At 73.6% G+C, this 22,718-nt stretch carries 13 protein-coding genes and 1 pseudogene; 8 read left to right on the top strand and 6 right to left on the bottom strand.

Annotated elements, in window-relative coordinates; translation table 11 throughout:
• Positions 1-28 precede the first annotated feature (28 nt).
• Positions 29-4,759, top strand: a complete 4,731-nt coding sequence (locus tag ACZ6CV_RS29830) for a coiled-coil domain-containing protein (protein WP_469254013.1) — start codon at positions 29-31, stop codon at positions 4,757-4,759.
• On the opposite strand, the gene ACZ6CV_RS29825 is transcribed toward ACZ6CV_RS29830, so the two are convergent.
• The 5 genes from ACZ6CV_RS29825 to ACZ6CV_RS29805 form a co-directional block, all read right to left on the bottom strand.
• Entirely contained in the window at positions 4,752-5,873 is a 1,122-nt protein-coding gene (locus ACZ6CV_RS29825; RefSeq protein WP_469254011.1) for an aromatic ring-hydroxylating oxygenase subunit alpha, read from the bottom strand. The genes ACZ6CV_RS29830 and ACZ6CV_RS29825 overlap by 8 nt on opposite strands.
• Positions 5,874-5,907: 34 nt before the next feature.
• A complete protein-coding gene (solA, locus tag ACZ6CV_RS29820; RefSeq protein ID WP_469254009.1) occupies positions 5,908-7,062 on the bottom strand; it encodes an N-methyl-L-tryptophan oxidase in 1,155 nt (384 codons plus the stop codon).
• 16 nt (positions 7,063-7,078) lie between these two features.
• The gene (locus ACZ6CV_RS29815; RefSeq protein ID WP_469254007.1) at positions 7,079-9,523 is read right to left on the bottom strand and encodes a GcvT family protein; all 2,445 of its coding nucleotides are present in this window, start codon (positions 9,521-9,523) and stop codon (positions 7,079-7,081) included.
• On the bottom strand, positions 9,520-10,605 hold the full coding sequence (locus ACZ6CV_RS29810) for an S-(hydroxymethyl)mycothiol dehydrogenase (protein ID WP_469254005.1): 1,086 nt from the start codon (positions 10,603-10,605) through the stop codon (positions 9,520-9,522). The genes ACZ6CV_RS29815 and ACZ6CV_RS29810 overlap by 4 nt, the downstream gene beginning before the upstream one ends.
• A gap of 264 nt (positions 10,606-10,869) precedes the next feature.
• Positions 10,870-11,700: an IclR family transcriptional regulator gene (locus ACZ6CV_RS29805; RefSeq protein ID WP_469254003.1), complete on the bottom strand. Its 831-nt coding sequence runs from the start codon at positions 11,698-11,700 to the stop codon at positions 10,870-10,872.
• A 189-nt stretch (positions 11,701-11,889) separates the two neighbouring features.
• Between ACZ6CV_RS29805 and ACZ6CV_RS29800 the strand changes: the two genes are divergently transcribed.
• Both ACZ6CV_RS29800 and ACZ6CV_RS29795 read left to right on the top strand, forming a co-directional pair.
• Positions 11,890-12,267 carry a bifunctional 3-phenylpropionate/cinnamic acid dioxygenase ferredoxin subunit gene (locus ACZ6CV_RS29800; RefSeq protein WP_469254001.1) on the top strand — a complete coding sequence of 126 codons (378 nt, stop codon included), beginning with the start codon at positions 11,890-11,892 and terminating at the stop codon, positions 12,265-12,267.
• Entirely contained in the window at positions 12,264-13,484 is a 1,221-nt protein-coding gene (locus ACZ6CV_RS29795; protein WP_469253999.1) for an NAD(P)/FAD-dependent oxidoreductase, read from the top strand. The genes ACZ6CV_RS29800 and ACZ6CV_RS29795 overlap by 4 nt, the downstream gene beginning before the upstream one ends.
• 27 nt (positions 13,485-13,511) lie before the next feature.
• Here ACZ6CV_RS29795 and ACZ6CV_RS29790 read toward each other — a convergent pair.
• A pseudogene (locus ACZ6CV_RS29790) lies at positions 13,512-14,015 on the bottom strand (hypothetical protein); the annotation flags it as partial.
• 360 nt (positions 14,016-14,375) lie between these two features.
• On the opposite strand from ACZ6CV_RS29790, the gene ACZ6CV_RS29785 reads away from it, so the two are divergent.
• Genes ACZ6CV_RS29785 through ACZ6CV_RS29765 form a run of 5 tightly spaced genes read left to right on the top strand, consistent with a single transcriptional unit; the run spans position 14,376 to position 22,701 of the window.
• Positions 14,376-17,423: a sensor histidine kinase gene (locus tag ACZ6CV_RS29785; RefSeq protein ID WP_469253997.1), complete on the top strand. Its 3,048-nt coding sequence runs from the start codon at positions 14,376-14,378 to the stop codon at positions 17,421-17,423.
• Positions 17,420-17,860: a roadblock/LC7 domain-containing protein gene (locus ACZ6CV_RS29780; protein WP_355819527.1), complete on the top strand. Its 441-nt coding sequence runs from the start codon at positions 17,420-17,422 to the stop codon at positions 17,858-17,860. Before ACZ6CV_RS29785 ends, ACZ6CV_RS29780 begins: the two co-directional genes overlap by 4 nt.
• A 9-nt stretch (positions 17,861-17,869) precedes the next feature.
• Positions 17,870-18,316 (top strand): DUF742 domain-containing protein, encoded by a 447-nt coding sequence (locus ACZ6CV_RS29775; RefSeq protein WP_469253995.1) that lies wholly within the window; start codon positions 17,870-17,872, stop codon positions 18,314-18,316.
• Between the two features lie 25 nt (positions 18,317-18,341).
• Complete coding sequence (locus tag ACZ6CV_RS29770; RefSeq protein WP_469253994.1) at positions 18,342-22,085, top strand: hydantoinase B/oxoprolinase family protein; 3,744 nt, start codon at positions 18,342-18,344, stop codon at positions 22,083-22,085.
• A complete protein-coding gene (locus tag ACZ6CV_RS29765; protein ID WP_469253992.1) occupies positions 22,066-22,701 on the top strand; it encodes a GTP-binding protein in 636 nt (211 codons plus the stop codon). The genes ACZ6CV_RS29770 and ACZ6CV_RS29765 overlap by 20 nt, the downstream gene beginning before the upstream one ends.
• Positions 22,702-22,718 lie beyond the last annotated feature (17 nt).

Raw genomic sequence — 22,718 nt, 5'->3', positions numbered from 1 at the left:
GCACGACTTACGACGAGAGTCCGCCGCCATGTACGAGCTGTCCCGGGTCCGCCTCTACTCCATCGGCCCCGCCGGCGCGCGCTACGCCGACACCGTGCTCGACCTGCGCGGCGTCGGCGCCGAGGTGCCCGACCCCGCGCCCACCCAGGCGGAGTTCTTCGCGGACGAACCGGTCGGCCCGCCGCGCCGCCCGGCCCCCGCGGGCGTGCTCTTCCTGGAGAACGGCGGCGGCAAGTCCGTCCTGCTCAAGCTGATCTTCTCGGTGATGCTGCCGGGCCACCGCAACACCCTCGGCGGCGCCAGCTCCGGCGTGCTGCGCAAGTTCCTGCTCGCCGACGACTGCGGGCACGTCGCCCTGGAGTGGCAGCACACCCTGACCGGCGAGTGCGTCGTCGTCGGCAAGGTCAGCGAGTGGCGCGGACGCCAGGTCTCCAACGACCCGCGGAAGTTCGCCGAGGCCTGGTACTCCTTCCGGCCCGGGCCCGGCATGAGCCTGGACTCGCTGCCCGTCGCCGAGTCCACCGCCGTGCGGCCCTCGGCGGAGGGGGCGTCCGGCGCGCAGGGGCGCCGCCGCACCATGAAGGGGTTCCGCGACGCCATGACCGAGGCGGTCAAGGCCTACCCGCACCTCGAGGTGCACTGGGAAGAGATCCACGACCGCTGGAACGAACACCTCGGCGACCTCGGCCTCGACCCCGAACTCTTCCGCTACCAGCGCGAGATGAACGCCGACGAAGGCGAGGCCGCGGGACTCTTCGCCGTCAAGAAGGACTCCGACTTCACCGACCTGCTGCTGCGCGCCGTCACCGACACCCGCGACACGGACGGCCTCGCCGACCTCGTCCACGGCTTCGGCAACAAGCTGGGCCGCCGCGCCGAACTGATGGCCGAGCGGGACTTCACCGCGGGCTCCGTCGACCTGCTCGGCCGCATCGTCGACGCCGCCGACGCCCGGGCACGCGCGCGTGACGTGCACGCGGGCGCCGAGCGCCGCACCCGGACCCTGGCCCGCCGGCTCTCCGCCCGCGCCGTCGAGGAGCGCGGCCGCGCCGCCGAACTCGCCGAGCAGGTCACCGCCGCCGCGCACACCGTCACCGAGGCCGAGCAGGCGCGCGGCAGAAGCGCCCTGATCTCCGCCGAACTGGCCTACCGGCACGCCTCGCTGGCGCTCACCGTCGCGGAGAAGTCCGCCGCCGCGCTGCGCCGCGAGCTCGCCGACGCGCGCACCCTGCACTCCGCCTGGCAGGCCGCCGAAGCCGTCCTGCGGCACCGCGCGGCCGCGGACCGCTCCGCGCGGGTGGCCGTCGCGATCCGGGAGGCCGAGCGCGACGCGGCGCCCGCCCTCGCCGCCCGCGCGAAGGCCGCGTCCGACCTCGTCCGCGCCCTGCACACCGCGGCCGAAGGCGCCGAGAACCACGCCAACGAAGAGGAGGAGCGCTCCGCCGTCCTCCAGGAGACCGGCGAGACCGCGCACCGTGACGCGACCGCCGCCGCCACCGAGGCACAGCGCGCCCGCAGCGAGGCGGGACACCTCAAGCAACGCCTCTCCGAGGTCGAGCAGGAGACCGCGGAAGCCGTCCGCGCGGGCTGGCTCGACGACACCGCACCCGACGCCGACCCGGCCCGCGCCGCGCTCGCCGCGAGCGACGCCGAGAAGACCACCGTCGCCGCCTGGGACACCGCCCGCGAGGCCGCCCGCCGCGCCGCCGACCACGCCAAGGAGACGGCCGCCGCCGAGGCCCGCGCCGAACTGACCGCGGCCCGCGCGTCGGACGCCGCGACCGCCGCCGAGACCGCCCACGACGCCGAGCGCCGCGCTGCCGCGTCCCTCGCCCAGAACCAACGGCTCGCCGAACTCCTGAGCCTGCCCACCGAGGACGGCGGGGTGCCGCATCCCCGCCGCGGCGCCGACCCCGCCGCCCCTGCCGAGACCCACGCCGACGCCGACGACACCGGCGGTACGGACGGCGCCCTCTCCGTGGCGGAGCTCGACCGGTCCGCCGATGACCTGCGCGCGCTCCTCGACGAGGGCGTCGCCTCCGCCGAACGGCAGCTCTTCGACCTGCGCACCGCGGCCGCCGACGACTCCCGCATCCTCGGCGCCCTCGGCGACGGCGGGCTGCTGCCGCCCGGCCCCGACGTCCTCGCCACCGTCGAGTTCCTCGGCGAACACGGCATCCCCGCGCTGCCCGGCTGGCGCTACCTCGCGCAGGCCGTCGACCCCGCCGACCACGCGCGCGTGCTCGCCGCCCGCCCTGAGCTGGTCGACGGCGTCGTCATCACCGACCCGGACACCCACGCACGTGCCCGTGAGGCCCTCGCCGACGCCGCGCTGCTGCCCCGCTCCGCCGTCGCCGTCGGGACCGCCGCCGCCCTCCTCGCCCCCACGCCGGGCGAGCGGACGGCCGACAGCGGCGTCTTCCTCGTACCGCCGAACCCGGCCATGCACGACGAGCACGCCGCCGACGAGGAGCGGCAGGCGCTGCGCGCCCGGGCCGCGCGGCGCGACGAGGAGATCCGGGCGCTCGCCGTACGGCTCGGCAAGGACCGCGAGCTCGCCGCGCGCCTGGCCTCCTGGCGGGCCGGCTGCCCGAGCGGCCGCCTCGCCGAGCTCGCCACCGCGGCACACGACGCGCGCGCCTTCGCCGAGGAGGCCGAGGCCGAGCTCGCCGAGGCCCGCACCGCGCGCGCCGAGGCCGACGAGGCGGCGGCCGAGGCGGCACGCGTGCGTGACGAACGCCAGGAGGCCGCCCAGCGTGCCCGGCGTGCCGCCGACGCCCTCGCGGGCCTCGCGTTCCGCCTCCGCGAGCGGGCCGGCTGGCAGGCCAAGCTGCGCGAACTGGCCGACGACGCCGTCGAGTCCGAGGCCCGTGCCCAGACCTGCCTGGACCGCGCCCGCGCCGCCGACGAGGACCGCCGCGCCGCCCAGCGCACCGCCGACGACGCCCGCCGCACCGCCCGCGCGCTGCGCGCCGAGCGCGCCGAGATCGCCGGCGCCCCCGAGGACGTGCCGGACGACAGCGATGCCCCGAAGACGTCCCTGCCCGCCCTGCGCGAGGCCTACCGCGCGGCCTCCCAGCTCTACGAGAAGGTGGGCGTCGGCGCCGACCTGCGCGCCGAGCAGGCCCGCGCCGAGAGCGACGAGAGCGCCGCACTCGCCGAGCTCGACCGGCTCAGCAACAAGGTCCGCACCCGCGCGGCCCTCCTCCTCGAAGGCACCGACGGCTCCGACGGGCCCTCCCGGCAGGCCGCCGCCGCGCGCGCGGAGGCCCAGGTCCAGCTGATCGAGGCTCGCGCGGCCACCGCCAGCGAGCAGCTCGGCCGGCTGCGCGGCGAGGCCGAGCGGCACGCCCCCGAGGACGGCGACGCCCACACCGAGCTCCCCGAGGAGCTCGTCCCCGCCGACGCCGAGCAGGCCCAGGCACTGCTGCGCACCGCCACCGGCGAACTGGCCGCGCACACCGAGGCGTTGAGCCGCGCCAAGGAGGCGCACGCCGCCCTGCTGCACGCCCACCGCGTCACCGAGGACGCGGCCGGCGGCTTCGACGAGACCGCCGCCCTCCTCCGCGACCTGTTGCGCGAACACCAGGAGGAGGACGCCGAAGAGGCCCCCGAGAGCTACCCGGGGTCCATCGAGGAGGCCCGCCAGGCCGCCGCGGAGGCCCGCCGCTCGCTGCGCGGGTGCGCCGCCGACCTGTCGACCGCCGAGTCCGCCGTCCGCGAGGCGAGCGACATCCTCGTGCGCCACGCGAACTCGACCCGGTACGAGCAGGTGCGCACCCCCGCCCGGCAGCAGATCCGCGAGCTGCCCGCCTCGGCGCTGCCCGAGCACGCCAAGAAGTGGGCCGACGCCTTCGCGCCCCGACTGCGCGTCCTGACCGACGAGTTGGAGCAGCTGGAGCGCAACCGCGACTCCATCGTCGACCGTCTGCGCGGCCTCGTGGAGTCCGCGCTCGCGACCCTGCGGTCCGCCCAGCGCCTCTCCCGGCTGCCCGAGGGGCTCGGCGAGTGGTCGGGCCAGGAGTTCCTGCGGGTCCGCTTCGAGGAGCCCGACCAGGCCACGCTCGTCGAGCGGCTCGGCGAGGTCATCGACGAGGCCACCCGCGCCGCCGTCAAGAAGAACTCCGACATGCGGCGCGACGGCATGTCCCTGCTGCTGCGCGGCGTGCAGGCCGCCCTGGAGCCGCGCGGCGTCGCCGTCGAGATCCTCAAGCCGGACGCCGTGCTGCGCGCCGAGCGCGTCCCCGTCGGACAGATGGGCGACGTCTTCTCCGGCGGCCAGCTGCTCACCGCGGCCATCGCCCTGTACTGCACGATGGCCGCGCTGCGCAGCAACGACCGGGGCCGCGACAAGCACCGGCACGCCGGCACGCTCTTCCTGGACAACCCCATCGGCCGCGCCAACGCGACGTACCTCCTGGAGCTCCAGCGGGCCGTCTCGGACGCGCTCGGCGTGCAGCTGCTCTACACGACCGGGCTGTTCGACACCACGGCGCTCGCCGAGTTCCCGCTGGTCATCCGGTTGCGGAATGACGCGGACCTGCGGGCGGGCCTGAAGTACATCAGCGTCGAGGAGCACCTGCGCCCGGGCCTGCCGCAGCGAGACCCCGACGACCCGGCCGGCGAGACGGTGCACGGCGAGATCACCGCGACGCGGATGTACAAGCGGCCGACGGCTGCCGCACCCGTGGTCCCCGCGCAGGCGACCCCCGCGCAGGCGAGCACCCCGGCCCCGGACCCGAAGGCGTCCACTACGTAGTGAGCCGTTTCGTCAGCCACTCGTGGAAGAGCCCGATGTGGTGCTCGGTCGGCACGAGCACCCCGCCCGCGCGGTAGGCGCGTGACGCCATCGCGGGCTGGGTGCGCTCGCAGGCCGCGAAGTCCTGCGCGTTGACCCGGTGGAAGAGTTCCACGGAGTGCGTCAGGTCGGCGCCGGACGCGACGACGTCGGGTGCGTACAGCCAGTCGCACTCGACGACCGTGCGGTCCTCGGCCAGCGGGAACATGCGGTGCAGGATCACGTGGTCGGGGACGAGGTTGACGAACACCGTCGGCTTCACGGTGATCGCGTAGTAGCGGCGATCCTGGTCGCCGGAGACGCCGGGCAGCCGCTCGAAGCCCGCGCCGCCGTCGACGGTGAACCCGCCGACCTCCTCGCCGAACGCGGCGCCGTGCCCCACGTAGTACTGCGCGGCGAACCCGTCCGCGAACTCCGGCAGGACATCGGTCAGTTCGGGGTGGATGGTCGCGCAGTGGTAGCACTCCATGAAGTTCTCGACGATCAGCTTCCAGTTGGCCCGCACGTCGTAGGTGACGCGCTTGCCGAGCGCGAGCCGCTCGGTGCCGTACCGCTCGATGGACGCCGCGTCGCCGAGCCGTTCGACCGCCGCGCCGATGACGGTCTCCTCGAAGGAGGGCGGCTCGTCGGCCAGACACACCCAGGCGTAGCCGAGCCACTCCCGCAGGGCCACCGTCACCAGACCGTAGGCGGCGCGGTCCACGTCCGGCATCTTCACCAGGTTGGGTGCGGCGATCAGCCTGCCGTCCAGGTCGTACGTCCAGGCGTGGTACGGGCATTGCAGGGCGCGGCGCACCTGACCGGACTCCTCGGTGCACAGCCGGGCGCCGCGGTGGCGGCACACGTTGAGGAAGGCGCGCAGCTCGCCGGTGCGGGAGCGGGTGACGAGCACGCTCTCCCGGCCCACCTGCACCGTGCGGAAGGCGCCGGGCCTGTCGAGGTCGGCGGAGCGCACCGCGCAGAACCAGAGCGCCTCGAAGACGCGTTCCTGCTCCTGCCGGAAGATCTCCGGGTCGGTGTAGTAGCGGCCGGGGAGGGTCGCGATGAGACTCGGCGGCAAGGGGGTCGTCGTCACGGTTCTCGTACTCCTCGTGCGGGTCTCGTGTCCCTCAGGCGGGCGCGGCGGCGAGGCGGCTGGGGTCGAAGAGCTCGATGGGGTGCCCGGTGGCTCCGTCCAGGGCCAGGTCGGCGAGGATCTCGCCGACCACGGGCACGAACTTGAAGCCGTGCCCGGAGAAGCCGGCCGCGACGGTGACGGAGCCGGGGTGCGCCGGATGGCGGGCGATGACGAAGTGCTCGTCCGGGCTGTTGGAGTACATGCAGGTGGCGGCCTTGAGGAAGCGCCCGGGAAGGTCCGGGATCAGCCGCCCCACCTGCTCGGCCATCGCCGCGACCTCGTGGTCGTGGACGGTCCGCTCGATGGTCTCCGGCGTGCAGGGGGTGCCCTTGCGGAAGAAGGCGACCTTCGCGCCGAGGCCCGGCCCGTCGAGGGCGGGGAAGCCGTACACCTGGACGCCCTCCGTGTCCTCCCAGATGTAGATCGGATGGTGCTCCGCGCGGAAGCGCTGCTCGTCGCCGGTGGGCCGGAACCAGTACATGACCTGGCGTTCGACGGTGAACGGCACGCCCAGGTCGGTCAGCAGGGCGGGCGCCCACGCGCCGGGGCAGATCACCAGTTGTCCGGCCGTGTAGGTGTTCTCCGCGGTGTGCACGCGCACGCCGTCCCGGTACGGCTCCCACCGCGTCATCGGCTCCTCGAAGTGCAGGTCGGCGCCCTGCCGCGTGGCCAGTTGGAGGTGGGCGGCCACGGTGTTCTCGGGGCGCACGAAGCCCGCCCGCGCCTCGTACAGGGCTACCTCGTCGTCGCGCGGGGTGAGGGTGGGGAAGCGGCGGCGAATCTCCGCGGCGTCGAGCATCTCGTGCGGCAGGTCCCACTGCTCGGCGGAGAGCCGGGAGCCGGAGACCGTGCGGCTGTCGGGGCGGCCGAGCATCACGCCGCCGCACAGGGTCGCGACGTCACGGCCGGTGTCGCGTTCGAGGCGGTCGTAGAGCTCGTAGGTGCGCAGCAGCAGCGGTACGTACGCGGGGTCCTCGAAGTAGGACTGCCGGGTGATGCGCGAACCGCCGTGGCTGGAGCCGCGGTTGTGCACCGGCCCGAACTTCTCCAGGCCGAGGACGCGCACGCCGCGCGCGGAGAGGTGGTGGGCGGCGGCGCTGCCCATGCCGCCGAGGCCGATCACGATCACGTCGTAGGTGGGGGACACCGGTGCCTCCTGGCGGCTAGCGGCGGATGCGGGTCATCTCCGGGTCGAACAGGGGCTCTTCGGCGACCGTCGCGGGAACCTTCTCGCCGAAGTACTCGATGTGCACGCCGGCGCCCGTCTCCAGGGGCGGCAGCCAGGCGTACGCGACGCAGCGGCCCAGGGTGTACCCGTACGAGGCGCTGGTGACGTACCCGGCCGGGACGCCGTCGACGTACACGGGCTCGCTGCCGAGGACGACGGCGGCGGGGTCGTCCAGGAGCAGCGCGGTCAGCTTCCGGGTGGGCTGCCCCAGGCCTTCGAGCGCCGCACGCCCCACGAAGTCGCCCTTGTTCATCCGGACGGCGAAGCCGACGCCCGCCTCGTAGGGGTTGTGTTCGGTGGTCATGTCGTGGCCCCAGGCGCGGTAGCCCTTCTCCAGGCGCAGGCTGTTGAACGCGGACCGCCCCGCGGCGACCACGCCGAGCGCGCGCCCCGCCTCCCACAGCGTGTCCCACAGACGCAGCCCCAGGTCGGCGCTGGTGTAGAGCTCCCAGCCCAGCTCACCGACGTACGACAGACGCATGGCGGTGACCGGGACGTGCCCGACGCAGGTCTCCTTCGCCTTGAAGTAGCCGAATGCCTCGTGCGAGAAGTCGTCGGACGCGAGGGGCTGGACGAGGGCGCGGGCCAGTGGACCCCAGACGCCGACGCAGCAGGTCCCCGAGGTGATGTCCCTGACGTGGACGTCACCGGGCGCGTGCCGGAGCAGCCGGTCGAGGTCGGCGGGGGAGTTGGCGCCCACCTGGAAGCGGTCGGGGGCGAGCCGCGCCACGGTCAGATCGGAACGGATGCCGCCGGCCTCGTCGAGGAGCAGCGTGTAGGTGACCGAACCCGGCTTCTTGGCCAGGTTGTTGGAGGTCATGTACTGCAGGAAGGCGAGAGAGCCGGGGCCGGTGACCTCCAGGCGGCGCAGCGGCGTCATGTCGTACAGGGCGACCCGTTCGCGGGTGGCGCGCGCCTCGGCGGCCGCGATCGGGGACCAGTGCCGGGCGGACCAGGCGTCGCGCCCGGGCACCTCGACGCCCTCGGCCAGCGGGGCGTTGGCCTCGTACCAGTGCGGCCGCTCCCAGCCGCCGCCTTCGAGGAAGACGGCGCCCAGCTCCTGCTGGCGGGCGTAGAAGGGGCTGACCCTTAGGGGGCGCGGCCGGTCCATCGGCTGGAGCGGGTGGATGACGTCGTAGACCTCGACGAACTGCTGCGCACCGCGCTCGGCCACGTACGCGGGGGAGCGTTGCGCGTCCTCGAACCGCGTCAGCTCGCATGCGTGCAGGTCGAGGGAGGGCCGCCCGTCGACCATCCACTCGGCGACCGCCTTGGCGACGCCCGCGGAGTGGGTGACCCAGACGGCCTCGGCCAGCCAGAAGCCGCGCAGCGCACGGGATTCGCCGAGCACCGGCATGCCGTCGGGCGTGAAGGAGAAGACGCCGTTGAAGCCGTCGCCGATCTCCGCCTCCCGGAGCGCGGGAAGCAGCCGGCGGCACTCCTCCCAGCTGGGGGCGAAGTCCTCCTCGGTGAAGGGGTACGAGGACGGCATGTCCGCGGCGTCGTCGTAGGCCGGGACGGCGAACGGGTCCACGGGAAGCGGCCGGTGGGCGTACGACCCGATGCCGATGCGGTCGGTGTGCTCGCGGAAGTAGAGGTCGCGGTCCTGGAAGCGGAGGATCGGCCGGGTGGCTTCCGTGCGTGGGTCGTCGGCTCCCGCGAGCTCGGGCAGGGGCGTCGTCCGCACGTACTGGTGGGCGAGGGGGAGCAGGGGGACGTCGATCCCGGCCATCCGTCCGATCACCGGCCCCCAGAACCCGGCCGCCGAGACGACGTGATCGGCGGGGAAGGTGCCGCGGTCGGTCACGACGGCGGTGACGTGATCGCCCTCCCGCTCGATGCCCGTGACGGTGTGGCGGTCGAGAAATCGTGCGCCACGCGCGCGTGCCCGTTCCATCTGGGCCCGGCAGGCGGGCACGGCACGGGCCAGCCCGTCGTCGGGCGTGTACAGACCGCCGTACACCTGGGAGGCGTCGACGAGGGGCCACAGCTCCTTGCACCGTGCCGGGCCGACGAGTTCGGCGTGGATGCCCCAGGACGCGGCGAGTCCGGCCTTGCGGTGCAGATCGGCCCAGCGCTCGGGGGTGGTGGCGAGCTCCAGGCCGCCGACGGGGTTGAAGCAGGGGAGGCCGTCCACTTCGAGGGCGTTGAACTTCTCCACGGTGTACGCGGCGAACGCCGTCAGCGTCCTGGAGGGGCTGGTGCGGAAGACCAGGCCCGGCGCGTGCGAGGTGGAGCCGCCGGGGGCGGGCAGCGGGCCCTGGTCGAGGACGGTCACGTCGGTCCAGCCGCGGGCGGTCAGCTCGTCCGCGAGCGAGCAGCCGACGATGCCGGCACCGATGACGACGACGCGGGGCCCCGCGGGGCGGCCGGCGCTCACAGGACGACCACCGATCGCAGCACCTCGCCCCGGTGCATCCGCGCGAACGCCTCCTCCACCTGGTCGAGCGTGATCGTCTCGGAGACGAAACCGCCCAGGTCGAGGCGGCGGCTGAGGTACTGGTCGACCAGGATCGGGAAGTCCCGGGTGGGCAGGCAGTCGCCGTACCAGGAGGACTTGAGAGCGCCGCCGCGCGAGAACAGCTCGATCAGCGGCAGCTCGACGGCCATCTCCGGATCGGGCACCCCGACCTGCACGAGCACCCCCGCGTGGTCCCGCATGAAGAAGGCCTGCCGGTACGTCGACGGGGTGCCGACCGCATCGATCGCGACGTCGACGCCGTGGCCGCCGGTCAGTTCGCGCACCGCCGCGACCGGGTCCGTGCCACGGGAGTTGACGGTGTGCGTGGCGCCGAAGCGGATCGCGCCGTCCAGCTTCTTCTCGTCGATGTCGACGGCGATGACCCGGCGGGCCCCGGCCAGCGACGCCCCGGCGACGGCCGCGTTGCCGACGCCGCCGCAGCCGATCACGGCGACGGTGTCCCCGCGGCCGACGCCGCCGGTGTTCACCGCGGCCCCGTACCCCGCCATCACACCGCAGCCGATCAGGGCCACGGCCTCGGGGCGGGCCGCGGGGTCGACCTTCACCGCCTGCCCGGCGGCGACCAGCGTCTTCTCGGCGAAGGCGCCGATGCCGAGCGCGGGGCTCAGCGGGGTGCCGTCCAGGAGCGTCATGGGCTGCGCGGCGTTGCGCGAGTCGAAGCAGTACCAGGGGCGACCGCGCAGACACGAGCGGCAGGCACCGCAGGGCGCACGCCAGGCGATCACCACACAGTCGCCGGGGGCGAGTTCGGTCACGCCCGCGCCGACCGACTCGACGGTGCCGGCCGCCTCATGGCCGAGCAGGAACGGGAAATCGTCGTTGATCGCGCCTTCCCGGTAGTGCAGATCCGTGTGGCAGACCCCGCAGGCCTGGACGGAGACGAGCACCTCTCCCGGACCGGGATCGGGCACGATGATCGGCTGCACCTCGACGGGAGCGCCCTTCTTCGGGGCGACGACGGCACGGACCTCGTGGGGCACGGCCAGACTCCTCTGCTGTTGCGCACGGCGTGGCGGAGTTGTTGCGTACTGCACGTTCGGTTGCGCGATGAGAGACATACTGGGAATGCCATCAAGAGGCCGTCAAGGGGGCGGAGCCAAGCCTTCTCGATTGTCTGGGGGCACCAGGGGGCGCACACGGCACACGAAGGGGCGAGGCCGGAACTCCCGGCCTCACCCCTTCGTGCGCGTACGCTGCGACGCCGCTGCGGCCCCGCCCCTCGCCGGGCCGGGCGCGCGGATCCTTCAGAAGCCGTACCCCATCCGCCGGGAGAGTTCGACGGAGGCCGCGACGGTCCGCTTGGCGAGCTCCGTCAGCCGGTCGTCGGTCAGCCGGTAGACCGGGCCCGACGCGCTGAGCGCGCCGATCACCTTGCCGTCGTGCGCGCGCACCGGCGCCGCGACGGCGGCGAGGCCCACCTCCAACTCCTCGACGGCGACCGCGAAGCCCTGCTCGACCACGGTCTCCAGCTCGCCGCGCAGCGCCGCCGTGCCCGTCACCGTCCGGTCGGTCAGACGCGGCAGGGTGCGCGCCATCAGGCCCTCGCGCAGCGTCGTCGGCAGGTGCGCGAGCAGCACCTTCCCGCTGGACGTGGCGTGCAGCGGGGTGCGCCGGCCCAGCCAGTTCTGCGCGGTCACCGAGGCGGGGCCGCGGGCCTGCATGATGTTGACCGCGGCGTCGTCGTCCAGGACCGCGATGTTGACCGTCTCGCCCAGCTCGTCCGCCAGCTCACGGCAGACCGGGCCGCCCTCCTGCGAGATGTCCATGCGCACTGCCGCCGCCCCCGCGAGGCGGAGTACACCCGCACCCAGGAAGTACTTCCCGCGGTCCTTCGCCTGGCCGACCAGGCCGCGGTTCTCCAGCACCCCGAGCAGTCGGAAGGCCGTCGACTTGTGGACGCCCAACTCGTCGGCGATCTCGGTGACTCCGGCCTCCCCGTGCCGCGCGAGGATCTCCAGAACGCTCACCGCGCGGTCCACGGACTGGACGGATCCGGCCGCCCCCTTCGGCTGCCGCTCGCGGGTTTTCCCGCTCGGCGCCCTCTCCTGATCAGCCTGTTTCCGCTCGCCCGTCATAACTGAACTCTCACCACCTGGCGGCCCGTTGTAGCCGCGTGTTCGGGAAGCCCTTGACGCGCGGGGCACCCCACCCGGATTCTGTTGCGCATAGCGCTCCCTCGTGCGCCATGCGAAACATCATGTTACCGAAGGGTCTTGGTCCCCCAGAGGTCCAGGACCGGGCCGAATGACACCAGAGGGGGGCCCATGATCCCCGTATGCCGCCTTGAAGACCTCCCCGCGGGCGAATCCGTCCGCCTCGACACCACGCCGCCCGTCGCGGTGTTCAACGCCGACGGTGAGCTCTTCGCCATCGACGACACGTGCAGCCACCAGGACGCTTCCCTGTCGGAGGGCTGGCTGGAGGGCTGTCAGGTCGAATGCCCGCTGCACGCCGCGTCATTCGATCTTCGGACCGGCAGGCCCACCTGTCTGCCCGCGCGCCGCCCGGTCCGCACCCACCAGGTGTACGTCGAGGACGGCGTCATCCTCGTACGCCTCGCCACCGACGGGCTGGTCGGCCAGGGCGCCTCGCACGGCCTCACCGCCGAAGCGGGAGCCGCCGAGAAGGGATCCGCGGCATGAGGACCGTCATCGTGGTGGGCGCCTCGCTCGCCGGACTGTACGCCGCGCGGGAACTGCGCGCCCAGGGGTTCGACGGCCGTCTCGTCCTCGTCGGCGCCGAACCGCACCGTCCGTACGACCGGCCGCCCCTGTCCAAGGGGTTCCTGACCGGCGACGCGGACGAGGGGCAGCTCGCCCTCAGCGACGCCGAGGAGACGGCGGAACTCGACGCCACCTGGCTCCTCGGCGCGCGGGCGCGGGCCCTCGACGCGCGCGGCCGCACGGTCGTCCTCGACGACGGCCGCACCCTGGCGGGCGACGGCGTCGTCATCGCCACCGGGGCCTCCGCCCGGCGCCTGGCCGGGGAGTCGCTCGCCGGGGTCCACACGCTGCGCACCCTGGACGACGCCCGCGCCCTGCGGGCGGAGTTGACCCGGGGGCCGCGGCGGGTGGTGGTGATCGGCGGCGGCTTCATCGGGGCCGAGACGGCGTCCTCGTGCGCGGCGCTCGGCCACGAGGTCACGGTCGTCGAGGCCGCGCCGCTGCCTCTCGCGGCGCAGCTCGGGCAGGAGATGGCGCAGGTGTGCGCACGGCTGCACGCCCGCGGCGGGGTGCGGCTCCTGACGGGAGTGGGCGTGGCGGGGCTGCGGGGCGGGTCGGCCACCGGCACCGTCACCGCCGTGGAGCTGTCCGACGGGCGGCGACTCCCCGCCGACGTGGTCGTCGTCGGCATCGGCGCGGTCCCCACCACCGACTGGCTCGCGGGCTCGCCGCTGGCCGTGGACGCCGGCGTGCTGTGCGACGACGGCTGCGTCACCTCGCTGCCCCAGGTCGTCGCGGTGGGCGACGTGGCCCGGGTGGGCGGGGTCCGCGCCGAGCACTGGACGAGCGCGACGGAGCAGCCCCGCGTCGCCGTACGGAACCTGCTCGCCGGGCACACGGTCGAGTCGGTGCGCCCCCTTCCGTACTTCTGGTCCGATCAGTACGGCTCCCGTGTGCAGTTCGCGGGGCGGTGCCGCGAGGGCGACACCGTACGGGTGGTCGAGGGGACGACGGACGTCTCGGACGGGAACGGCTTCCTCGCCGTGTACGAACGCGCGGGCCTGACCACGGCGGTCCTCGCGGTCGACCGTGCCCGGCCGTTCATGAAGGCGCGCAGGGGTCTGGCGGCGGAGCGGCCGCCAGGGTCGGCGGGGGAGCGCGGGGCGGATCTGGTCACCGAGCCCGTCCGGGCCTGACCCCTGACACCAGGGGCGCTCAGACGCTCAGGTGTGCGACAACTGCCCTGCCCCGCTGTGCCCTTGTATTCGGTCCTTGCCGCCCATGCGCTCCTGGCCGCCCGCCGTGCCCCGCGTCTGACGGCGGGCCCGCCGCCGCTCGCGCCGCAGCCGCCGTGCCGTACTGCTCGGCGCCGACACCACGCCGTACCGCTGGTTCCACACCTGGCGGGTCACCCACACGTCGAGCACGCCCCACGTCGCCACGACCGTGCTGGCCACGCTGCTCAGCACCATGGGGAAGGACAGCCAGGAGCCCGCGAGCGCGGCGAGGAAGGCGACCATCGCCTGGACCAGGGTGAGCGCCACTATGATCACGGCCCGCACGGCGGCCGTCCGCACCGGATCCGGCAGCCGCCTCCTGCGGGCGGGCTCCTCGACCCACAATGGCGGCCGCTGCGCCTGCTGTTCCCCGGACGCCCCGTGGCGCTCTGCCGTACCCATCGTGTCGTCACTCCCCCCACTGCTTCGCGGCCGTTCACCACTGGCTGCCCGTTTTGCCGACCGTCATGTCGGCTGTCCAGTGACGGGCGCCCGGTTCCGCGACTCTCTGCCTGAACGACGAACGAGAGATCCGAAAGATTCCCGCTCCGATTCCGTGCAGCGAAGAAAACCGGCCAACTGGCATGTCAGGAACGGTGGATGGGCCCTGGTCGCAGGTACCGCATGCTGGGACGCAATCTCCCGTAATGGAGGGACAACTAGGGATGTCCATTTCGCGTCACGGCTGAAAAGCGTTCGGATGCGCCTTCGAGTTGCTCGTGAGTCAGTAGTAGGCTCGCGCCGTTTGTTGACGCACATGTGTGCCCCTGGCCCGTGCAACGGCCGCAGGGGGCCGATCTGGGGGAGGCCATGCGCTTTCGCGGGAAGTCCATCCGCCGGAAGATCGTGGCGCTGCTGCTCGTGCCGCTGCTCTCCCTCACCGCCATCTGGGCGTTCGCCACCGTCGTCACGGGCCGCGAGGCACTGAGCCTGATCGACACGGTGAACGTCGTCGACAAGCTCGCCTACCCCGTCGAGGACACGGCGCGCGTCATCCAGCAGGAGCGCCGCCAGACCCTCGTCTATCTCGCCGATCCCCGCGCCTCGGACGCCCTCGCCGCGCTGCGCCGCAGCCGCACCGCGACCGACGACATGATCGCCAAGATCCGTACGAACGCCGAGGATCCGGACGTCCGCGACGGCGTCAGCGGCGACTCCCGCAAGCGCCTCGACGAGCTCGTCGAGGCATTCGACGGCATCGGGCCGCTGCGCCAGGGCGTCGAGGAGGGCACCCTCACCCGGGCCGGCGCCCTGAAGATGTACACCAAGCTGATCGACCCCTACTTCGACCTGCTGAGCACGCTCAACGGCTTCTCGGGGCTCGACGACACCGAGTACGACCAGCAGGGCCGCGCCCTCGTCGGCGCCACCCGCGCGCGTGAGCTGCTCTCCCGCGAGGACGCGGTGATCGGGTCGGCGCTCGTCGCGGGCCGGCTCACCAAGGCCGAGGTCCGGCAGGTCACCGAGCTCCGGGCGCAGCGCACCCTGCTCTTCGAGGTGAACTTCCCGCAGCTCTCCGAAGAGGACCGCGGCCGCTACGAGCGCTACTGGAACGGCACCGAGGCCACCCGCCTGAACAAGGCCGAGAACGATGTCATCGAGGCCGGTACCGACGCCCCGCGCGTGGTGACGTCGCGCCAGTGGGACGAGGCGGCGGGCCGGGTCCTCAAACAGCTCTCCGAGAGCAACATCGAGGCGACCGACAGCTTCCAGGACCGCGTCGAACCGGCGGCCGTCCGCGTCGTCGTGCGCGTCATCGCCGCCGGTGTGCTCGGCCTGCTCGCGCTCCTCGTCTCCCTCTTCCTCTCCGTACGCATCGGACGCAGCCTCGTCCGCGACCTGCGCCGCCTGCGCCTGGAGGCCCACGAGGCGTCCGGCGTCCGGCTGCCGGGCGTACTGCGCAGGCTGGCGGCCGGCGAACACGTCGACGTGGAGACCGAGGCGCCCCGCCTGACCTACGGCAAGGACGAGATCGGCCAGGTCGGCCAGGCCCTCAACACCCTGCAGCGCGCCGCCGTCGAGGCCACCGTCAAACAGGCCGACCTGCGCCGCGGCGTCTCCGAGGTGTTCGTCAACCTCGCCCGGCGTAGCCAGGTGCTGCTGCACAAGCAGCTCACCCTCCTCGACACCATGGAGCGCAGGACCGAGGACACCGACGAGCTCGCCGACCTCTTCCGCCTCGACCACCTGACCACGCGCATGCGCCGGCACGCCGAGGGCCTGGTGATCCTCTCCGGCGCCGCCCCCTCACGCCAGTGGCGCAAGCCCGTCCAGCTCATGGACGTCGTTCGCGCGGCCGTCGCCGAGGTCGAGGACTACGAGCGCATCGAGGTGCGCCGGCTGCCCCGCATCGCCGTCACCGGCCCCGCGGTCGCCGACATCACCCACCTGCTCGCCGAACTCCTGGAGAACGCCACGGTGTTCTCGCCCCCGCACACCGGGGTGCAGGTCCTCGGCGAACACGTCGCCAACGGCTTCACCCTGGAGATCCACGACCGCGGCCTCGGCATGACGCCCGACGCGCTCCTGGACGCCAACCTGAGGCTCGCGGAGACCCCCGAGTTCGAACTCTCCGACACTGACCGGCTCGGCCTGTTCGTGGTCAGCCGGCTCGCGCAGCGCCAGCGCGTCCGGGTCTCGCTGCAGCCCTCTCCGTACGGGGGCACCACCGCCGTCGTCTTCATCCCGGAGTCGCTGCTCACCGACGACGTGCCCGACACCGGCGGCTACCGGCTCGACCGGCCGCAGAGCCGCGAGGTCACGGCCGGGCAGGACAAGGCGGCCGACCGCACGGCGGCGCTCTCCCAGGTGCCCGTGCAGCTCCCCGGCCTGCCGGCCTCCGTCCTCGACGGACCCGTCGAACTGGAGGCGCCCGTGGGCCTCGGGGACCTCGACGGCTTCCCCGGCGCGCTCGACGACGAGGACAGCGAACGCGGCGGCCTCTTCCGGCCGCGCCGCAGGGTGGCCGGTGCGCCCGGCGAACAGCACCAGCAGGCCCGCGACGACCGCGAGGCGGGCCGCGCCGAGCCGACCCGCAGAGGCGCCGCCCCCGCCCACCTCGACGACGACCCGGCCGACGACGCGCACGGCGGCCCCGTACCGCTGCCGCGCCGCAGGACCCCCAAGCTGGTCCGCTCGAACGGCCGCCCGGTGACCCACCCCAAGCCCCAGGACAGCCGCTTTCCCGAGGGCAGGACCCAGGACAGCCGCTTCCCCGAGGGCAGGACCCAGGACAGCCGCTTCCCGGAGGGCAGGTCGCAGGACAGCCGGTTCGCCGAAGGCCGCTCCCAGGACAGCCGCTTCCCGGACGACAGGCCGCTCGCTCCCGCCGCCGAGGACGAACTCCCCGAGCGCCCGCAGCCCGCATGGCCGGATCTGGCCCCGCCGCACCGCGACGTCACCGCCCTGGACGACGGGCCCGGCTCCGGGCTCCCGCGCCGTGGCCCCAGAACCGCCACCCAGGACCGGGCCGCCCAGGACCGCGGCCCGCAGAGCCGTGCCGCCCAGGGCCGTGCGTCCCGCACCGAGAACGGACTGCGCCCCGCCGCGGCGCCCGATCCCGCCCCGGCGCGGCCCGCCGCCCCGGGCCGCCGGGACCGCGACACCCCCACGACCGCCCCGGGCGGACTGCCCCGTCGAGTCCGGCAGGCCAGTCTCGCCCCGCAGTTGAAGGCCGGACCCGACCGCCGCCCCGACCGTGCCGAGACCCGGCCGGAGGAGCGGGACGCGGAAGAGGTCCGCAGCCGCATGGCCTCGCTCCAGCGGGGCTGGCAGCGCGGCCGCGACGAGAACGCCGCGGGCGACGACGCCACGCACGGCACAGCACCAGGAACGACACCCGAGGGGGACGGTCGATGACCGCACCGAACGCCGACGCACGCACCACGACCACCGGGGGGCACGGAGAGCTCAACTGGCTCCTCGACGACCTGGTGGAGCGCGTCGCCAGCATCCGCAAGGCGCTCGTGCTCTCCGGGGACGGCCTGCCGACCGGCGTGTCGAAGAACCTCACCCGGGAGGACAGCGAGCACCTCGCCGCCGTCGCCTCCGGCTTCCACAGCCTCGCCAAGGGCGTCGGCCGGCACTTCGAGGCGGGCAGGGTCCGCCAGACCGTGGTCGAGCTCGACGACGCGTTCCTCTTCGTCACCGCCGCGGGCGACGGCAGCTGCCTCGCCGTCCTCGCGGACGCGGACTCCGACGTCGGACTCGTGGCGTACGAGATGACGCTGCTGGTCAAGCGGGTGGGTGTGCATCTGGGTACGGCTCCGCGCACGGATCTGTCCGCCGGGGGGTAGTGGGAGGTCATGAATGACGACGGTCGAGGGACGCAGAGAACGACAGAGGCCGAGCGGACGTTAGCGGGAGCGCAGGAGTCACCCCGCTGGTTCGACGACGATGCCGGGCCCGTGGTGCGCCCGTACGCGATGACGCGCGGCCGCACCACGAGCGCCGGACAGCACCGGCTCGACCTGATCGCGGTCGTCGTCACCGAGGCGTGGGCCTGCGGTGTCCCCGAGGCCGACCAGACGCTCTCCCCGGAGCACGTGGACATCGTCGAGCTCTGCCGCGACACGCCCCAGTCGGTCGCCGAACTGGCGGCCGAGCTCGACCTGCCCATCGGCGTGGTCCGCGTTCTCATCGGCGACCTCGTCGAGGACGAACTGGTGCACGTGACCCGCCCCGTGCCCCCCGCCGAGCTGCCGGACGAGAGTATTCTGCGCGACGTGATCGACGGCCTCCGGGCGCTCTGAACAGCGCGGAAGCGGGAGTGAGAACGTGACTGGCTGGCAGTTCTGGGTCGACAGGGGCGGCACTTTCACCGACATCGTCGCGCGCCACCCGGACGGCAGCCTCCGCACCCACAAGCTCCTCTCGGAGAACCCCGCCCGCTACCGCGACGCGGCGGTCGCCGGCATCCGCGAACTGCTCGCCACGGCAGGCGGCGTGGGCGACGCGAAGACCGAGCGCGGCGAGAGCGACGCGGAGACCGGGCGCGGCGGGGGACAGGCGGGTGGCGGGGACGCCGGCACCGCGACCGCCGACGCCGGCATCGCGACCGTCGACGCCGTCCGCATGGGCACCACCGTCGCCACCAACGCCCTTCTGGAGCGCAAGGGCGAGCCCACCGCCCTGATCATCACCCGCGGCTTCCGCGACGCCCTGCGCATCGCCTACCAGAACCGCCCGCACATCTTCGCCCGCGAGATCGTCCTGCCCGGACTCCTCTACGAGAGGGTCATCGAGGTCGACGAGCGCGTCACCGCCGAGGGCGACGTCCTGCGCGCCCCCGACCTGGACGGCCTCGCGGGCCCGTTGCGCACCGCCTACGCGGACGGGATCCGTTCCGTGGCGGTGGTCTGCATGCACAGCCACCTCCATCCGGCCCACGAACAGGCCATCGGTGACCTCGCCGCCCGCACCGGCTTCCCGCAGGTCTCGCTCTCCAGCGAGGTCAGCCCGCTCATGAAGCTCGTCCCGCGCGGCGACACCGCGGTGGTCGACGCCTATCTGTCCCCCGTCCTGCGCCGCTACGTCCAGCACGTCGCCGACGAACTCCACGGCGTGCGGCTGATGTTCATGCAGTCGAACGGCGGCCTCGCCGAGGCGAGCCAGTTCCGCGGCAAGGACGCGATCCTCTCCGGACCCGCGGGCGGCATCGTCGGCATAGCCCGCATGTCACGGCTGGCCGGCTTCGACCGCGTCATCGGCTTCGACATGGGCGGCACCTCCACCGAGGTCTCGCACTACGCGGGCGAGTACGAGCGGGTGTTCACCACGCAGATCGCCGGCGTCCGGCTGCGCGCCCCGATGCTCGACATCCACACCGTCGCCGCGGGCGGCGGGTCCGTGCTCCACTTCGACGGCAGCCGCTATCGGGTGGGCCCCGACTCGGCGGGCGCCGACCCGGGACCCGCGAGCTACCGGGGCGGCGGCCCGCTCACCGTGACCGACGCCAACGTCGCCCTCGGCCGCGTCCAACCCGACCACTTCCCCCGGGTGTTCGGCCCCGAAGGCGACCAGCCACTCGACGGCGACCTCGTCCGGGAGCGCTTCGCGGCCCTGGCCGACGAGATCCGCGCGGCGACCGGCGACGACCGCACGCCCGAGCAGGTCGCCGAGGGCTACCTCCGGATCGCGGTCGCCAACATCGCGGGCGCCGTCAAACGCATCTCGGTCCAGAAGGGCCACGACGTCACGCGGTACGCCCTCACCACGTTCGGCGGCGCCGGCGGCCAGCACGCCTGCATGGTCGCCGACTCGCTCGGCATCCGCACCGTCCTCGTACCGCCGATGGCCGGGGTGCTCTCCGCTCTCGGCATCGGACTCGCCGACACCACGGCGATGCGCGAACAGTCCGTGGAGACGCCGCTGGAGGCGGCGACGATGGAGCGCGTCCGCACGACCGCCGACGACCTGGAGAGCGCCGCCCGCGACGAACTCCTCGCCGAGGACGTGCCGGCCGACCGTATCCGCGTCACCCGCCGCGCCCAGCTCCGCTACGACGGCACGGACACCGCCCTGACCGTCGAGCTCACCGACCCGGCCACCATGAGCGGCGACTTCGAGGACCGGCACCGCGCCACCTACTCCTTCACCCTGGACCGCCCCCTCGTCGTCGAAGCCCTCTCCGTGGAGGCCACCGGCGTCACCGAACCGCCCGACCTCTCGGCCCTCGCGGACGCCGTCACCCCGGGCGCCCCGCTCCAGGTCCGCCTGCACACTGGCGGCGCCTGGCACGACGTACCGCTGCACCGGCGCGCGCAACTGCCGCCCGGCGAGACCGTCATGGGACCGGGGATCATCGTCGAGGACGGCTCCACGACGGTCGTGGACGACGGCTGGCGGGCGGCGATCACCGGTGACGGGCACCTGGTCATGGAACGCGTCGCGGAGCCGGAGAGTTCCACCGCGAGCACCGCCGCCGACCCCGTCCTCCTCGAAGTCTTCAACAACCTCTTCATGTCCATCGCCGAACAGATGGGCGCCCGCCTGGAGTCCACCTCCCAGTCGGTGAACATCAAGGAGCGGCTCGACTTCTCCTGCGCGCTCTTCGACCCCGAGGGCAACCTCGTCGCCAACGCCCCGCACATCCCCGTGCACCTGGGATCGATGGGCACCAGCGTCAAGGAGGTGATCGCACGCCGCGGCGCCGCCATGCGCCCCGGGGACAGCTACGCCGTCAACGACCCGTACCACGGCGGCACACACCTCCCCGACGTCACCGTCATCACGCCCGTCTTCGACAGGCCGGGGGAGCACGGCACCGCGCGGGAGCGCATCCTCTTCCACGTCGCCTCGCGCGGCCATCACGCCGAGATCGGCGGCATCGCCCCCGGCTCCATGCCCGCGGGCAGCCGCACCATCGACGAGGAGGGCATCCTCTTCGACAACTGGCTCCTCGTCGAAGAGGGCCGCTTCCGCGAGGCCGAGACCCGCGCCCTGCTCACCGACGCCCCGTACCCCTCGCGCAACCCGGACACCAACCTCGCCGACCTGCGCGCCCAGATCGCCGCCAACCAGAAGGGCGTCGACGAGGTCACCCGCATGATCGACGACTTCGGGCTCGACGTGGTCCAGGCCTACATGCGGCACGTCCAGGACAACGCGGAGGAAGCCGTACGACGCGTCATCGACGCCCTGGAGGAGGGCGAGTACGCCTACCGGACCGACGCGGGCGCCACGATCCGGGTGCGCGTCACCGTGGACCGCGCGGAACGCTCGGCGACCATCGACTTCACCGGGACCTCCGCACAGCTCGACACGAACTTCAACGCACCCTTCGCGGTGGTCAACGCCGCCGTCCTGTACGTCTTCCGCACTCTCGTGGACGACGACATCCCGCTCAACGACGGCTGCCTGCGTCCCCTGCGGATCGTCGTGCCGCCCGGCTCGCTGCTCTCGCCCGAGCCGCCCGCGGCCGTCGTCGCCGGCAATGTGGAGACCTCCCAGGCCATCACCGGCGCCCTCTACGCCGCCCTCGGCGTCCAGGCCGAGGGCTCCGGCACGATGAACAACGTCACCTTCGGCAACGACCACCACCAGTACTACGAGACCGTGGCCTCCGGCTCGGGAGCGGGCGACGGCTTCGTCGGGGCGCCCGTCGTGCAGACCCACATGACCAACTCGCGGCTCACCGACCCCGAGGTCCTGGAGTGGCGGTTGCCCGTCCTCCTGGAGGAGTTCGCGGTGCGGCGGGGCAGCGGCGGCGCGGGACGGTGGCGCGGCGGCGACGGAGCCGTGCGCCGCATCCGCTTCCGCGAGCCGATGACGGTCTCCACCCTGTCGCAGCACCGCGCGGTCGCGCCGTACGGCATGGCGGGCGGCGCGAGCGGCGCACTCGGGGCCAACCGCGTGGAGCGCGCGGACGGCTCCGTCGTGGAGCTCGCCGGCAGCGACTCGGCCGACCTCGGCCCCGACGACGTACTCGTGATCGAAACCCCCGGCGGCGGCGGATACGGACCGGCGCCGCGCGACACCACCGATCCAGGAGAAGTGAGCGATGATCTTCAGGCGTTCTGAGCGCGGCAAGGCCCCCGTGGAGCCGGTCACGCTGAAGATCCTCGTGGCGGGCGGCTTCGGCGTCGGCAAGACGACGCTGGTCGGCGCGGTCAGCGAGATCAAACCGCTGCGTACGGAGGAGACCCTCAGCGAGGCCGGGCGGCCCGTCGACGACACGAGCGGCGTCGCGGGCAAGCACACCACCACGGTGGCCATGGACTTCGGGCGCATCACCCTGCGCGAGGACCTCGTCCTGTACCTCTTCGGCACGCCGGGGCAGGACCGCTTCTGGTTCCTCTGGGACGAGTTGGCCACCGGGGCGCTGGGCGCCGTCGTCCTCGCCGACACCCGCCGCCTGGAGGACTGCTTCGCCGCCGTCGACTACTTCGAGCGGCGCTCCATACCCTTCGTCGTCGGCGTCAACTGCTTCGAGGGCGCCTCCCGTTACCCCGCGGACACCGTGCGCCAGGCCCTCGACCTCGACTCCGACGTGCCGGTGGTGCTGTGCGACGCGCGCGACCGCGAGTCCGTCAAGGAAGTCCTCATCGACGTCGTCGAACACGCGATGGCGGCGGCCGCGGCGGCCAGGGAACCCGCCGCGGCGGCCGCGGCGGCCAGGGAACCCGCCACCACGTAGCCGCCCCGCGCGAGCGG

This window comes from Streptomyces sp. NPDC041713 (assembly GCF_055591085.1).
The sequence above is the reverse complement of the archived record's forward strand: the minus strand, read 5'-3'. Positions and strand labels throughout refer to the sequence as shown.